The 14,881-nt window shown below is 67.8% G+C and carries 11 protein-coding genes; 4 read left to right on the top strand and 7 right to left on the bottom strand.

What is annotated here, in order from left to right:
• Positions 1 to 751 precede the first annotated feature (751 nt).
• The 7 genes from ACIQD6_RS23785 to ACIQD6_RS23755 all read right to left on the bottom strand — a co-directional run bounded on the left by ACIQD6_RS23785 (position 752) and on the right by ACIQD6_RS23755 (position 8,628).
• Positions 752 to 982, bottom strand: coding sequence for an acyl carrier protein (locus tag ACIQD6_RS23785; protein WP_401885399.1), 231 nt, complete (start codon positions 980 to 982; stop codon positions 752 to 754).
• Between the two features lie 34 nt (positions 983 to 1,016).
• A complete protein-coding gene (locus tag ACIQD6_RS23780) occupies positions 1,017 to 2,039 on the bottom strand; it encodes a beta-ketoacyl-ACP synthase III (protein ID WP_401885397.1) in 1,023 nt (340 codons plus the stop codon).
• A 679-nt stretch (positions 2,040 to 2,718) separates the two neighbouring features.
• Positions 2,719 to 3,576, bottom strand: coding sequence for a proteasome subunit beta (gene prcB, locus ACIQD6_RS23775; protein WP_401885394.1), 858 nt, complete (start codon positions 3,574 to 3,576; stop codon positions 2,719 to 2,721).
• 56 nt (positions 3,577 to 3,632) lie between these two features.
• A complete protein-coding gene (locus ACIQD6_RS23770; protein WP_401885392.1) occupies positions 3,633 to 4,403 on the bottom strand; it encodes a thioesterase II family protein in 771 nt (256 codons plus the stop codon).
• A 37-nt stretch (positions 4,404 to 4,440) separates the two neighbouring features.
• Positions 4,441 to 5,061 (bottom strand): PAS domain-containing protein, encoded by a 621-nt coding sequence (locus ACIQD6_RS23765; RefSeq protein WP_401885389.1) that lies wholly within the window; start codon positions 5,059 to 5,061, stop codon positions 4,441 to 4,443.
• Between the two features lie 1,127 nt (positions 5,062 to 6,188).
• Complete coding sequence (locus ACIQD6_RS23760) at positions 6,189 to 6,968, bottom strand: phosphatase (protein WP_401885386.1); 780 nt, start codon at positions 6,966 to 6,968, stop codon at positions 6,189 to 6,191.
• A 1,042-nt stretch (positions 6,969 to 8,010) separates the two neighbouring features.
• Positions 8,011 to 8,628, bottom strand: coding sequence for a TetR/AcrR family transcriptional regulator (locus ACIQD6_RS23755; RefSeq protein WP_401885384.1), 618 nt, complete (start codon positions 8,626 to 8,628; stop codon positions 8,011 to 8,013).
• A gap of 98 nt (positions 8,629 to 8,726) precedes the next feature.
• On the opposite strand from ACIQD6_RS23755, the gene ACIQD6_RS23750 reads away from it, so the two are divergent.
• The 4 genes from ACIQD6_RS23750 to ACIQD6_RS23735 all read left to right on the top strand — a co-directional run bounded on the left by ACIQD6_RS23750 (position 8,727) and on the right by ACIQD6_RS23735 (position 14,675).
• Positions 8,727 to 10,343: a carboxyl transferase domain-containing protein gene (locus ACIQD6_RS23750; RefSeq protein ID WP_401885382.1), complete on the top strand. Its 1,617-nt coding sequence runs from the start codon at positions 8,727 to 8,729 to the stop codon at positions 10,341 to 10,343.
• Positions 10,344 to 10,498: 155 nt separating this feature from the next.
• Positions 10,499 to 12,484 carry a biotin carboxylase N-terminal domain-containing protein gene (locus tag ACIQD6_RS23745; RefSeq protein ID WP_401885379.1) on the top strand — a complete coding sequence of 662 codons (1,986 nt, stop codon included), beginning with the start codon at positions 10,499 to 10,501 and terminating at the stop codon, positions 12,482 to 12,484.
• Positions 12,481 to 13,506 carry a hydroxymethylglutaryl-CoA lyase gene (locus ACIQD6_RS23740; RefSeq protein WP_401885377.1) on the top strand — a complete coding sequence of 342 codons (1,026 nt, stop codon included), beginning with the start codon at positions 12,481 to 12,483 and terminating at the stop codon, positions 13,504 to 13,506. The genes ACIQD6_RS23745 and ACIQD6_RS23740 overlap by 4 nt, the downstream gene beginning before the upstream one ends.
• Before the next feature lie 8 nt (positions 13,507 to 13,514).
• Positions 13,515 to 14,675: an acyl-CoA dehydrogenase family protein gene (locus tag ACIQD6_RS23735; protein ID WP_401885374.1), complete on the top strand. Its 1,161-nt coding sequence runs from the start codon at positions 13,515 to 13,517 to the stop codon at positions 14,673 to 14,675.
• Positions 14,676 to 14,881 lie beyond the last annotated feature (206 nt).

The raw sequence follows: 14,881 nt of genomic DNA, 5'->3' as shown, positions 1-14,881 counted from the left end.
TAAGCACTCACGACGGCCGCTGTGCCACTGCGGTGACCGCCACTGTCGCGCCCGGCGTCCCGAGGCTCCATGCAGGTCCGACGGAGGGCTGCCGCCGACAGGTCTCGCGCCGGCCTTCCCATCGTCGGTCGGCCCATCGAGTCTCGCGTCGTCCCGCGGGATGCCGCCTATGCGGAAAGCTCGTTGGCCGAGCAGGGAGAGCCTTCGCCCCTGGGCCCTCCGGCTTGATCGTGGAAAATCACAGCCGGGAGCCGCGGGCTCAGGGTCTGTCCGGCGGATCTTCGCGGATCAGCCCGCGGCGTCTGGTGCAGGGGGTACCTCCCCGGCCCTCAGGGCCGAGGGGGAGCATCGCAAGGCGGAGGACCGGCATCGCCGACGGACGGCCCGTCAAAAAACCGCAGCACCTGCTTGATGTCGCCTTGTCAGCGCAGTCCCGAGGTCTGGCCCGGTGCGCGAAGCAACGACAGAGGATCCGGAACGTACGTCCGTGATCATTCGTCAGGGCGCAGAGCGTTACCCGCCCTTGGTCGAAAGGCCGCCGCCAGTGTTACCCCTGCGCGCGAGGACCGGGCGGGAACACATCTCAGCACGCCGGCACACAGAGAACCTCGGGGGCTGGCTACTGCGACGAGATGGCGTCCATGGCGACCGGCCCCGAGCACCGTATCGTCCGGGGCCACTGCATGGTCTTCCATGAGACAGCTGCATGGTCTTCCCATGAGACATGGGACCCATCATGTCCATGCGGCCGTCAGCCGGTTGAGTTCCTCTCCTTCATCAGCGTCGCTATATCGCCGATAGTGGGGGCAGCCAGCAATTCGTCATCGCTGATCGCGATCGCGAGATCCTTCTCCAGGATGATGGAGAGTTCCACGACGGACAGCGAATCCATTTCAGCGTCCTCGACGGTGGCCTCCGGAGTGATCTTCTCGGGTGCCACTTCCAGTTTACTGGAAAGTATTTCCTTGAGTGTCTCGAACATGGACGGTCCAATTCCTTAGCGTAGGGGGTTGACGTCAGGAAGCAGGCAGCCGTGGCCAAGTGAGCGTGGCCGCGCCCCAGGAGAGTCCGCCGCCGAAGGCGGTGAGCAGGACCCGGTGCCCCGCGGTGAGACTGCTGTTCTCGGCGGACTGGGCGAGCAGCAGCGGGATGGAGGCTGCGCCGGTGTTACCGACCCGGGAGATGTTTGACAACTGATTCCCGGCCGGTATGGCCAGCCGGTCCGCGACGGCTTTGAGGATCCGGGCGTTGGCCTGGTGGGCGGCAAGCCGGTCGATGTCTCCCAGAGTCCAGCCGACGGCCTCGACAGCTTGCCGGGATGTCGTCGACATCCGCTCCACAGCCTGCCGGAACGTTTCGCGCCCTTCCATCTGGAAGAACTCGTCGCCCGGGTCGCAGGACCGGCTCCGGGAACGCTGGCGTGAACCGCCTGCAGGCACCTGAATGAGGTGTGCGGACCTTCCGTCGCTGCCGAGTACCACGGGGCCCACCGCTCCGGGTTCGTCGGCTTGGCCCGCTCGCAGCACCACGGCGCCGGCGCCGTCCGCGAAGATCACCGCTGTGGAACGGTCCTTCGGGTCGACGATGGTGGTGAAGGCGTCCGCCCCGATCAACAGGACCTGTCGTGCCGTTCCCGAGGCGATCAGCCCCGCCGCCGTCGCCAGGCCGTAGAGGAAACCGGCGCAGACCGCCGAGATGTCGAAGGCAGGCACTCCTACGAGCCCGAGACGGGCCGCGACGTCCGGCGCTGTGGCCGGGCAGGGCCTGTCCGGGGTGGTCGTGGCAAGCACGACCGCCCCTATCTCCGGGTCGCCCGCGGACGCCAACGCCCTCCGGCCCGCCTCGAACGCGAGATCCGACGTGGCCATTCCGGGGGATATCACGTGCCGGGTCCTGATACCGGTGCGGGTGCGGATCCACTCGTCCGACGTGTCGAGACGGGCGCTCAGGTCTTCATTGGTGACGACGTGCGGAGGTACCCATCCGCCAACACCCGTCACCACCGCCGCCCGGTCCTTCTCCTGGTATCTCACGGGCATGTGCGAACCTTCCTGGTCGGACGGCATGCCTGGTCGGCTGCCGCGAACACATGTGCTGCCTTCACAACACCCTCTGCAGCGGTGACCGGCGATGTCCTCCTCCGCGGCTGCATACCGGGATGGGCGACCCCGCCACGAATCGCTCAACCGGGTTCCCGCTGCAGCGTCGCAGCTCGGGATACGGAAGGAATTCGGTACAGACCAGAATTACTTCCCAGATCCTTGCCGAACCAATATTGGCCGAGACCCATCAGGAATCCTGGAAGGCCGTGCTGCCGGAAACTTTTTATCGCCTCACCCTCAGGCCATTCCGATTCCTTCCACAAGGGCATCTACCGTCAGCTGGATTACTCAATACCCTACTTGAACATTTTCGAGGAGTTCGTGTCCACCCATGTAATCTCCGAACGTTTAGAACAGGGCGGGACGGGGGAACCGGCCGGGTTCCGTGCGAGTGGTCCACATCAGCAGATTTCTGTTGCGGTGCGGGGAGCCAGGAAGGGAGCACCACAGGCGGGCGGCTCCGTTTCCGGAAGCCCCGTGAGCGAATTCCTCGATTCCAACGGAGGACATGGCCGCTGCCGATGGGCGAGAGTGGAAACACCTTGCCGCGCAAAAGGCGGAGGGGCGGGCCCGTATGGGCCCGCCCCTCCGGGACGGTGTGGCAGGAGGCCGTCGGTCACAGGGTGACAGTGGGCCCTTCCGGCTGGCGCAGTCGCTGCTCCACCACCAGCCGGCTCAGCTCCTCCGTCTGCGCCTCGTCCATCCGCTCGTAACCTTCTTCAGTGATCGACGTGACGATCGGGAAGATCCGCCGGGAGATGTCAGGGCCGCCGGTCGCCGAGTCGTCGTCCGCCGCGTCGTACAGCGCTTGGAGCGCCGCCAGCGCGGCTTCCCGCCGCGAGAACCCCGGCCGGTAGAGCTTCTTCAACGCGCCCCGGGCATAAGGTGAACCGGACCCCACGCAGTAGAAATCCTGCATCTCGTACGGACCGCCGGTCACGTCATAACTGAAGATTCGTCCCTCCTTGCCCTCCGGGGCAAGCAGGTCGTACCCGGCGAGCAGAGGTACGACGGTGAGACCTTGCATGGCCTGACCGAGGTTGTTCCGGATCATGGTGGCCAGTCGGTTCGCCTTACCGTCCAAGGTCATGGCCGTGCCCTCGACCTTTTCGAAGTGAGCCAGCTCAACCTGATAGAGCTTCACCATGTCCAGCGCGATCCCGACGGTTCCGGCGAAGGCCACCGCTGTGTGTTCGTCTGCGGGAAACACCTTTTCCAGATCGCGCTGGGCGATGAGATTCCCCATCGTCGCACGCCGGTCACCGGCCATCATCACGCCGTCCGCGTATGTGAGGGCCAGCACGGTTGTACCGTGCGGAAGCTGATCCTCCGCCATCTTTTGACCTCCGGCGGCACGCCGCCCGCTGCCGGGCATCAGATCCGGTTCGTATCTCGCCACGAACTCCATGAACGACGACGTTCCGGGGGTGAACAGCCAGGGCGTCAGCGGCTGCCCGCCGATGGTCCCAGTCACTCGATGTCCCCTTTCTGCAATGGGCCGAAGATCCTCGGAACCTACCAAATATCCGCTCACCGGAAACCCTCCGCAGCGATCCGGCCGATCAGCTTCCGGAGTCGGACGACAGGTTCCGGCCTCTCGAAGAGATAGAAATGGCCGCCGGGGAACCCCTCGTGGTCCGGCGGCTGAGCACACGACTCGGACCAGGCCAGCCGGTCCGTCTCCGCCAGGGTGAGGTCGTCCCTCCCGTACCAGACCAGGTGTGGAATCCTGGACGGCGAACCGGGCGGTAGGGCGTAGGTGTCGGCCAAGTGCAGATCGTGCCCGAGCTGGCTGACGGCTCCCTCCACAAAATCCGGGTCCTCCAGGAACTCCGGGTCGGTGCCGCCGAACGCATGCAGGTCCTCCATGACGCTGGAGGCGGATCGCACAAGGAATGGAGCTGCCGGCATCGCGGCCTCCCCGGCAGCGACAACCGGCCCCTTGGCGGCGGAAGCCACAACCGTTTTGACCAAGTCTGTCCGGTCCGAGGGAAGCGCCGCGACAAGATTGTGGGCAAAGAGGGCACCGAGACTGTGCCCTATCACCACCGTCGGCCGGTCGACCAGGCGGAGAAAATCCGGAAGGAAACGCTCGTACGCCGCATGAAAATCGGCGGCCGGCGCGCTTCCCGACTCGCCGAACCTCCCGGCGAGCTCAAAGAGGAATCCCCCACAGCCGTGCGGAAGCTCTTTTGCCACCGGCATGAAGGAAGAGGCGGACCCTCCGGCGTGATGAAAAGCGATCAGCCGGACAGGGGCATCAGATTCCGCAAGACTGTGATATGTCGCGGAAATGGACATGGATCGCATCACCCCTAAAGTTGGGAGAAATATCTCGTCAGGTGGCGGGCGGCCATGTTCCGACCTTGAGCAGGCCGACCGAATAAGCCTTGGAAACCAACTCGGTCCGATTGTCGGCCTGGAATTCCCGCATCAGTTCGCCGAGATGATATGCGATCCCGTTTTTGCTCATGTAGAGCTGAGATGCCAATTTTGCGGTAGACAAGCCTCGCGCCACGCCCTCAAGGATCCTGCGACCCATCTCACTCATGGCGATCTTCTTGTTCAGATCATTCCCGCTCGCCGCCCAGCTGCGGTTCGGCTGCCATAAAGCGAGCAGGCCAGGGCCGCCCTCGAATCCGCTCCCCTCCACGCCCACCAGATTGCCGCTGACACACTCCCCGCCCCTCCGGAGCATGGTGACCTCCTCGGAGAAGCGAGTCCGCCGGCCTTCCAGGACTTCATTCAGTAAAGACTCCAAATGCTTCTTCACGCCCGGATGAAATAAATCGGACAGGTCACCCCCGACAGCATTCGCTACCGCTCCCGAAAAATAGTGAAGGAAGCTTGGGCTCGCCCACAGGATTCGCCCCTCCGCATCAACCACAGCCATGCTGATCCCAGAGTGCATGAGCAGCGCCCTGTGGAATGTTTCCACGTCATTAACTTCGATAGGCACAACTGTCCCTTCGATCTCGTATTCCCACAAGCAGTGACGAGCGACAACGCAAATGGCGCTTGAAGTGTAAATCAGAGATGGAGCCGACATCGCAAGAGCGCATCAAACCGGACTGGCTGCATATGCCAAGCCGTATTGACAATCTGCACAGAGGTACTCGTTGAACCGGGCGCCCCACGCACCCCGATGGCATGATTCCTGTGTTGCACATCACGGTCAGCCCACGAAGAGCCCCTACGTTTTCCCTGTTCTGCAAATAGATATCGAACGCATGCGCGACAAAATTGGAGATTGGGGGCCTTTATGGGCAAGTGTCGTTTGTATTCGCGACGTATGGGCGATCGTGAACTTTCCGTGCAGGAAGTGCGAAACCCTGCCCCTGCGATCGTGCGAAAACCAGCCCCGAACGAGTCATTGATTAAGCCGAAGCGTCGATACGGCCCGCCCCCGAACCTCACATCCCGCCTCGCGGCGCCGGGGCCTCTGGCCCGACGAATGCCCGACCCGCCGTCAGCGTAACTCAAATTTAATTTCCCGTTCATTTATGGTTTGGCGATTTTTCGAATGGCCAAAAAGTTACAAAGTGCATGAAAAGTGATACCGGGAACACTGTGGTGGCGGGGAACAAGTCGAGCGACCGAGGCAGTGCGGCGGGGCGTCGGGGCCATGCGGTGCCGGGCCGCGAAAAACCCTGAAGAACGGACAGCACTCTGGACCTGATGGACGACAAGGCCCTGTGGGGGGTGTCCGGAAAGCCGGGACTCATCCCGCCGGCCGGCACGTGCAAAAAGCGTCCGAGGCTGACATGGGGCGGCCACACCTGTACATACGACTGCGCTTCAGCCGGCGCCCATGCCTGCCAGACGTGTGCGCCGCACTCCAAAAGCCGAGCACCCCACTCTCCTCGTCGCGCGGACACCCGCAGACGTGCCTCTCCCTGTCGGGCGAGTGCGGATACCCACCCTTCGACGGCGCCTACGGCCGTCTCTATTGACACCTGAAAGGAAATGAACGCACAGGAAGGAAGCGCGCAACGAAACACGCAGGATTCATTCAGCGCGAAAGTCCAGCTCTGGAAATTCGCAAGAACAAGCAACCAGAGGTGGACATATACCGGCCCGGGAGCGTCAGAGCAGCCCCGCCTCGTTCAGCAGGTAGTCCGTCATCGGGTCGTAGAAACGCGGGTCCGTGACATGGTCGTCCAGCGGAACCGTCACCTCCAGCGTGCCCTCGGCCTCGGCGATGAACAGCGCCGGGTCGTTGCAGTCCGCGTACCCCATGGAGTCCAGCCCGCGCTGCCCCGCACACCCCGCCCACCCGTGGTCCGCCACCACCAGGTCGGGTTGCGGTCTGCCCTCGCGCTCCAGCGCGCCCAGGATCGCGCGCATCGGCTCCGGCGAGTGCGTGTGCCAGAGGGTCGCGCCGCGCTCCAGCATGGCGATGTCGGCGAACTGGAAGACCATGCCCTCGTCCGCCATGAGTCCGCCCGGGATCCGTACGATCTCGCAGCCCGCGGCCCGCAGCGCGTCCGCGGTCTGCCGGTGGACGTCCAGCAGCCCGCCCGGGTGGCCGGTCGCGAACAGCACGCGCTGCCGCCCGTCGGCGGCCTTGCGCAGCCGGGCGGCCATCCGCTCCAGGGCATCGACGGTCAGTTCGGGATCGATGGTGTCCTGGCCGGTCCGGTGCTCGGGGTCGTCGACGACCCCGCACCGCTCGGCCATCACGGCGAGCACGTCCTGCTCGTCGGTCCAGCGGTCCCCGAGCTCAAGACCCAGCCAGTAGTGGCGGTCGCCGTTGGCGAGCTTGCGGTAGTGGGAGAGATTGTTGTCGCGTGGCGTGGCCACGTCTCCGGCGATCCGGGATCGGACGAGGTGGTCGACAAGTGCGGCGCGGCTGGGTATCGGCATGAGCCCATTGTGCCGTCAGCGGTGCGAGCGGCGCGGAGGTTACCCGCCCCGGGCCCTGTCACCACCGCGACCGGCCAGTAGCGCCGATCGCCGTTGACGCTTGGGATCGGTGCGCGAGGTCGTCTTCTACGCGGCGGCGACGCCGAGGGAGCGCAGCACCCCGGGGGAAACATCGGCACCGTCGAGGTCATCGGCCAGACGTAGCGCGTGGGCGGCGATGACGAGATCTCGCGAGACAGGCGGGATGTCGTCCCCGAGGCTGCGCAGGAAGTCTGCGATACGGGCCCACGAATAGAAGGCGGTCCCAGCCGTCTCGGTCTCGGCAGAGGGAAAGCCACCGGGGCCGCGCTGCCCACGGGCGACTGCACAAGGGACTGTCGGGTACGTTTCCCGGCGGTGCGCTGGGCGGCTTCACCGAGAGTGACCGTGTCGTCGTGGCGTACGCCGACGGCCCGCAGGCCGGGAATGAGCCGGATATCGCGTGCGACATCAGCGACGGCCTCCAGCAACGTCGGCGCTTCGACGTCACACATGAGCTCCTTCAGCTGCGATGCGTCAGGGCCGGGAGACGGATACCGGGTGGGGTCCTCGGGGTCGAGCACATACGACACGGAGCCGTCGGCGAAGGCGTCGCAATGATCGAACGCGTCAGCCTGTTCGCGGGTGAGGGGCTGGTTCAGGATGACGGTGAAGCTCCACTCGGGCATGGATCCGCTCCTTCCGTTCAGTGCTGGTGGCTACTGACGAACCTGTCGATCTTCTTGGCTTCGTTCCCGGGGTTGCGAGGCGTGCCGTGGATAGTGAGGCGTTGGCCGCAGCCGCAGCACACCACCCACCCCAGCGGTGGCCGTTCTTATCGGCAGCCACCTGAAATCCGGCCTTCTTGGCCCGGTCCAGAGCGGCGGCGACGTCCTGATCCTGGTGTCGGCCCTTGGAAATCACGCGGAGCAGCACAGCCGGGCGTTGCGCATCTGCAACAGTACGTCGGAGTGCTCACCATCGGGCAACCGTTCGACCCCCTGAAGGGCGATCGACGCCGCCGTCACCCACACCCCTCCACATCGCCCCCCAGCGCCGCGAACGCCCCGTGTGCCAGGCGTCGCAGCAGGGACTCCATCGCCGCGCGGCCCGGTAGGCCGCTGCCGTACGCGCCGAGGTGCGGGGTCGAGTTCAGCAGTCCGAAGACCGCGTGGACCGCGCCGCGCGCCTGGGCTTCCGGTACGGCCGGGTGCAGTTCCCGTACGACTGAGACCCACAGCTCCACGTACTGCCGCTGGAGCTGGCGCACCAGCTTGCGGTCGCTGTCCCTGAGGCGGTCCAGCTCGCGGTCGTGGAGGGTGATCAGCGAGCGGTCGTCCAGGGCGAAGTCGATATGGCCGTCGATCAGCGAGGCCAGCACGGCGGCCGGGCCCCCGGTCGTGTCCGCGCCCTGCATCCGGCGCTTTCCGCCGTCCAGCAGGCGCCCGCTGATGCCGACGAGCAGCTCGGCGAGCATCGCGTCCTTGCCCGCGAAATGGCGGTACAGCCCGGGGCCGCTGATGCCGACGGCCGCTCCTATCTCGTCGACTCCGACGCCGTGGAACCCGCGCTCGGCGAAGAGGCGCGCAGCCTGCTTGAGGATCTGCTCACGGCGGGTCGGGGCGGCTGTCCTGGTGCTCATGGGAAATCATTCTAGACAGGGTCGTTAGCGGTCGTTAACCTGAGGGAAACAGGTTAACGCTCACTAACGTGAGAGTCGGCGCGAGGGAGCTACGAGCGATGCGGCAAGCACCGGTGCTGGCGAGCGCGGCGGACCCGGCGTCCGAGTCCTGGCGGGTGAACGAGGCGGCGCACGGGGAGCTGGCCGACGGCCTGCGCGCCCGGCTCGTCGCGGCGCGGCTGGGCGGCGGCGAGAAGGCGCGCGCCCGGCATACGGCACGCGGGAAGCTGCTGCCGCGCGACCGGGTGGACACGCTGCTCGACCCCGGTTCGCCCTTCCTGGAGCTGGCGCCGCTCGCGGCGGACGGGATGTACGGGGGCGCGGCCCCGGCCGCCGGGGTGATCGCCGGGATCGGCCGGGTCAGCGGCCGTGAGGTGGTGATCGTCGCCAATGACGCCACGGTCAAGGGCGGCACGTATTACCCGATGACGGTGAAGAAACACCTCCGGGCCCAGGAAGTGGCCCTGGAGAACCGCCTCCCGTGCCTGTATCTCGTGGACTCCGGCGGCGCCTTCCTGCCGATGCAGGACGAGGTCTTTCCCGACCGGGAGCACTTCGGGCGGATCTTCTACAACCAGGCCAGGATGTCCGGCGCGGGCATCCCGCAGATCGCGGCGGTGCTCGGGTCCTGCACGGCGGGCGGGGCGTATGTCCCGGCGATGAGCGACGAGGCCGTGATCGTGCGCGGCCAGGGCACGATCTTCCTGGGCGGGCCGCCGCTGGTGAAGGCGGCGACCGGCGAGGTCGTCACGGCCGAGGAGCTGGGCGGCGGCGAGGTCCATTCCCGTACGTCGGGGGTCACCGACCATCTCGCGGAGGACGACACGCACGCCCTGCGGATCGTGCGCACCATCGTCTCCACCCTCCCCGCGCGCGGGGCGCTCCCCTGGTCCGTGGAGCCGGTGGAGGAGCCCAAGGTCGACCCGGCGGGGCTGTACGGCGCGGTGCCGGTGGATTCCCGTACGCCCTATGACGTCCGGGAGGTCGTCGCCCGGCTGGTCGACGGTTCGCGGTTCGCCGAGTTCAAGGCCGAGTTCGGTACGACCCTGGTCACCGGCTTCGCTCGGATCCACGGCCATCCGGTCGGGATCGTCGCCAACAACGGCATCCTGTTCTCCGAATCCGCCCAGAAGGGCGCGCATTTCATCGAGCTGTGCGACCAGCGCGGCATCCCGCTGCTCTTCCTCCAGAACATCTCCGGGTTCATGGTCGGCCGGGCCTACGAGGCGGGCGGCATCGCCAAGCACGGCGCGAAGATGGTGACGGCCGTGGCCTGCGCGCGCGTGCCGAAGCTGACGGTGGTGATCGGCGGGTCGTACGGGGCGGGCAACTACTCGATGTGCGGCCGGGCCTACTCCCCCCGCTTCCTGTGGATGTGGCCCAACGCCAAGATCTCGGTGATGGGCGGCGAGCAGGCCGCGTCCGTGCTCGCGACCGTCAAGCGCGACCAGATCGAGGGGCGTGGCGAGGAGTGGGCCGAGGACGACGAGGAGTCGTTCAAGGCCCCGATCCGCGCCCAGTACGAGACCCAGGGCAACGCCTACTACGCGACCGCGCGCCTCTGGGACGACGGCGTGATCGACCCGTTGGAGACCCGGCAGGTGGTGGGTCTGGCGCTGACCGCCTGTGCCAACGCCCCGCTGGGTGAACCCGGTTTCGGGGTCTTCCGGATGTGAGCGCGGACCGTGGGCGCGAAGTACGGATGTACGTGGACGCGGAAGTACGTGAGTGCGGAAGTACGTGAGTGCGGAAGTACGGGAGCCGTCCATAAGAGCCGGAGCGGCACGTAAGAGCCGGAGCCGTACGTGAGAGCGGGAAAGTGAGGGTGGGAATGTTCGACACAGTCCTGGTGGCCAACCGTGGCGAGATCGCGGTCCGCGTCATCCGTACGCTGCGGTCCCTGGGCGTGCGTTCGGTCGCGGTGTTCAGCGACGCGGACACGGACGCCCGCCATGTACGGGAGGCGGACACGGCTGTCCGGATCGGCCCGGCCGCCGCGTTCCGGAGCTATCTCTCCGTCGACCGGCTGCTGGAGGCGGCGGCCCTGACCGGCGCCCAGGCGGTCCATCCCGGCTACGGCTTCCTCGCGGAGAACGCGGCCTTCGCGCGCGCCTGTGTGGACGCGGGGCTGGTCTTCGTCGGGCCGCCCGAGTCCGCCATCGACCTGATGGGCGACAAGATCCGCGCCAAGGAGACGGTGCGGGCGGCGGGCGTGCCGGTCGTCCCCGGCTCCTCGGGCAGCGGGCTGAGCGATGCCCAACTGGCCGACGCGGCGGGCGGGATCGGTATGCCGGTGCTGCTGAAGCCCTCGGCGGGCGGCGGCGGCAAGGGCATGCGCCTGGTGCGTACGGAGTCGGCGCTCATGGAGGAGATCGCGGCAGCCCGGCGCGAGGCAATGTCGTCGTTCGGGGACGACACGCTGCTGGTGGAGCGGTGGGTGGACCGTCCGCGCCACATCGAGATCCAGGTCCTGGCGGACACCCACGGCCATGTGGTGCATCTGGGCGAGCGCGAGTGCTCGCTCCAGCGCCGCCACCAGAAGATCATCGAGGAGGCTCCGTCCGTCCTGCTGGACGACGCGACGCGCGCGGCGATGGGCGAGGCGGCGGTCCAGGCGGCCCGTTCCTGCGGTTATTCGGGCGCGGGCACGGTCGAGTTCATCGTCCCGGGCCACGACCCCGCGTCGTACTTCTTCATGGAGATGAACACCCGCCTCCAGGTCGAGCACCCCGTCACGGAACTGGCCGTGTCCATCGCGGGGACGGGCCACCCGGACCTGGTGGAGTGGCAGCTGCGGGTCGCCTCCGGCGAGAAACTCCCCTTCGCCCAGGCCGACATCACGTTCACGGGCCACGCGGTGGAGGCCCGTGTCTGCGCCGAGGACCCGGCACGGGGCTTCCTGCCCTCCGGAGGTACGGTGCTGGCGCTGCGCGAGCCGGAGGGCAACGGCGTCCGGACGGACTCGGGCCTCTCCGAGGGCACGGAGGTCGGCAGTCTGTACGACCCACTGCTCTCCAAGGTCATCGCCCACGGCCCCGACCGCGCCACGGCTCTGCGCAGGCTGCGCGCGGCGCTGGCGCAGACCGTCACCCTCGGCGTCCCGACGAACGCCGGCTTCCTCCGCCGCCTGCTGGCCCACCCGGCGGTGGTGGCGGGCGACCTGGACACGGGCCTGGTCGAACGCGCGGCGGACGGCCTGACGGCGGACCCGGTCCCGCCGGAGGTGTACGCGGCGGCGGCCGCGGTCCGCCAGGCGGAGTTGGCGCCGCCCGCGCCCGCCGGCTGGGTGGACCCCTTCGCCGTACCGAGCGGCTGGCGGCTCGGCGGCGAACCCGCCCCCGTACGGCATTCGTTGCGCGTGGCGGGACAGGAACCGGTGACGTACGAGGTGCGGCCCGAGGACCGGTTCCGGGTGGAGTCGGACCGGGTCACCGTGACCGTCGAGGGCGTGACCCACACCTTCCACCGCGCGGGCACCTGGCTGGGCAGGGACGGGGACAGCTGGAACGTGCGGGACCACGACCCCGTCGAGGCCGCCCTGCGCGGGGCGGCCGGGGCTGGCGGCGTGGACGCGCTGACCGCGCCCATGCCCGGCACCGTCACCGTCGTCAAGGTGGCCGTCGGGGACGAGGTGACGGCCGGGCAGAGTCTGCTCGTCGTCGAGGCGATGAAGATGGAGCACGTCATCTCCGCCCCGCACGACGGCACCGTCACCGAGCTGGACGTCGCCCCCGGTTCCACGGTCGCCATGGATCAAGTGCTGGCGGTCCTCGCGCCGGTCCTCTCACCGGTCGGCCCGCCCGAGGAGGAGTCATGACCGACGGACTGCCCATGGCGGTGCCCGCGCAGGGGCTGCCGCCCCGGGTCCGTATCCACGAGGTGGGGGCGCGGGACGGCCTCCAGAACGAGAAGACCGTCGTACCGACCGACGTCAAGGCGGAGTTCATCCACCGGCTCGCCGAGGCCGGGCTGACCACCATCGAGGCGACCAGTTTCGTCCACCCGGAGTGGGTGCCCCAACTGGCCGACGCGGAGCAGCTGTTCCCCCTGCTCGGTGACCTCCGTCCAAAGGACGTCGAGGACGTTGGGGGAGGCGAGGGCATCGCGCTCCCCGTCCTCGTGCCGAACGCGCGCGGACTCGACCGCGCCATGGCCCTCGGTGCCCGCCGCATCGCCGTGTTCGGCAGCGCCACCGAGTCCTTCGCCCAGGCCAATCTCAACCGGACCGTCGACGCGTCACTCGCCATGTTCGCGCCGGTCGTCGCGAGGGCCCGCGAGGACGGGATGCACGTGCGCGGTTATCTCTCCATGTGCTTCGGCGACCCCTGGGAGGGCCCGGTCCCCGTCCACCAGGTGGTCAGGGTCGCCAAGGCCCTGATGGACCTGGGCTGCCACGAGCTGAGCCTGGGCGACACCATCGGCGTCGCCACCCCCGGTCACGTATGGACGCTCCTCTCCGAATTGAACGAGGAGGGCGTGCCGACCGACGCCATCGGCGTGCATTTCCACGACACCTACGGCCAGGCCCTCTCCAACACCCTCGCCGCCCTTCAGCATGGTGTGACCACCGTGGACGCGTCGGCGGGCGGCCTCGGGGGCTGCCCGTACGCGAAGAGCGCCACCGGCAATCTCGCCACCGAGGACCTGGTGTGGATGCTCGACGGCCTCGGCATCGAAACCGGCGTCGATCTCGGCCGGCTCACCGCCACCAGCCTCTGGCTGGCCGAGCGGCTGGGCCGGCCCAGCCCCTCCCGTACCGTCCGCGCCCTGTCGCCGGATCCGAAGCCGTCCGCGAACCGGACGCCGCCCGGGACCCCGGCACCGTCCGACAAGGAGTGACCCCAGCGATGTCTCTGGACCACCGGCTCTCCACCGAGCACGAAGAACTGCGCCGTACCGTCGAGGAGTTCGCCCGGGAGGTCGTCGCGCCCAAGATCGGCGACTTCTACGAGCGGCACGAATTCCCGTACGAGATCGTCCGCGAGATGGGGCGGATGGGCCTGTTCGGACTGCCGTTCCCCGAGGACTTCGGCGGCATGGGAGGCGACTACCTCGCGCTCGGCATCGCCCTCGAAGAGCTGGCCCGCGTGGACTCGTCCGTCGCGATCACCCTGGAGGCCGGCGTCTCCCTGGGCGCCATGCCCGTGTACCGCTTCGGTACGGACGCCCAGAAGCGCGAGTGGCTGCCGGCCCTCTGCTCGGGCGAAGTGCTCGGCGCGTTCGGCCTGACCGAGCCGGACTGCGGCTCCGACGCGGGCGGCACACGCACCACGGCCGTCCGGGACGGCGACGAGTGGGTCATCAACGGCACCAAGTGCTTCATCACCAACTCGGGGACGGACATCACCGGCCTGGTCACGGTCACCGCCGTCACCGGCCGCAAGGAGGACGGCCGTCCGGAGATCTCCGCGATCATCGTCCCGTCCGGCACTCCGGGCTTCACCGTCGCCGCCCCCTACTCCAAGGTCGGCTGGAACGCGTCGGACACGCGTGAGCTGTCCTTCTCGGACGTACGGGTGCCGCTGGCGAATCTGCTCGGCGAGGAGGGCCGCGGTTACGCCCAGTTCCTCCGCATCCTGGACGAGGGCCGGATCGCGATCTCCGCGCTGGCGACCGGCCTTGCCCAGGGGTGTGTGGACGAGTCGGTGACGTACGCGAAGGAGCGGCACGCCTTCGGCCGTCCCATCGGCGCCAACCAGGCCATCCAGTTCAAGATCGCCGACATGGAGATGCGCGCGCACATGGCGCGGATCGGCTGGCGGGACGCGGCCTCGCGCCTCACGCACGGCGAGCCGTTCAAGAAGGAGGCGGCGCTGGCGAAGCTGTACTCCTCGACCGTCGCCGTCGACAACGCCCGTGAGGCCACCCAGATCCATGGCGGCTACGGCTTCATGAACGAGTATCCGGTGGCCAGGATGTGGCGTGACTCCAAGATCCTGGAGATCGGCGAGGGCACCAGCGAGGTCCAGCGGATGCTGATCGCGCGGGAGCTGGGCCTGACGGACTGAGGACCGCACCACACGGCGTCATCCGCGCACACCGCGCCGCGTCACCGCGCACACCGCACTTCGCACTTCGCACTTCGCGCCGCGTCATCCCCGCACATCTCCGCACATCCGCGCACATACGGAACCGGCCTGAATGAGCCGGGGGCACCCCCGGGCTAGCCAGTGAGGTTAGGCTAACCTAGCTTGGGAGGGCATCACCCGTACGA

The organism is Streptomyces sp. NPDC088400 (assembly GCF_044753355.1).
Classification (GTDB): Bacteria; Actinomycetota; Actinomycetes; order Streptomycetales; family Streptomycetaceae; genus Streptomyces.
Note: the sequence above shows the minus strand (reverse complement) of the source record. Positions and strands in the feature narration are given on the sequence as shown.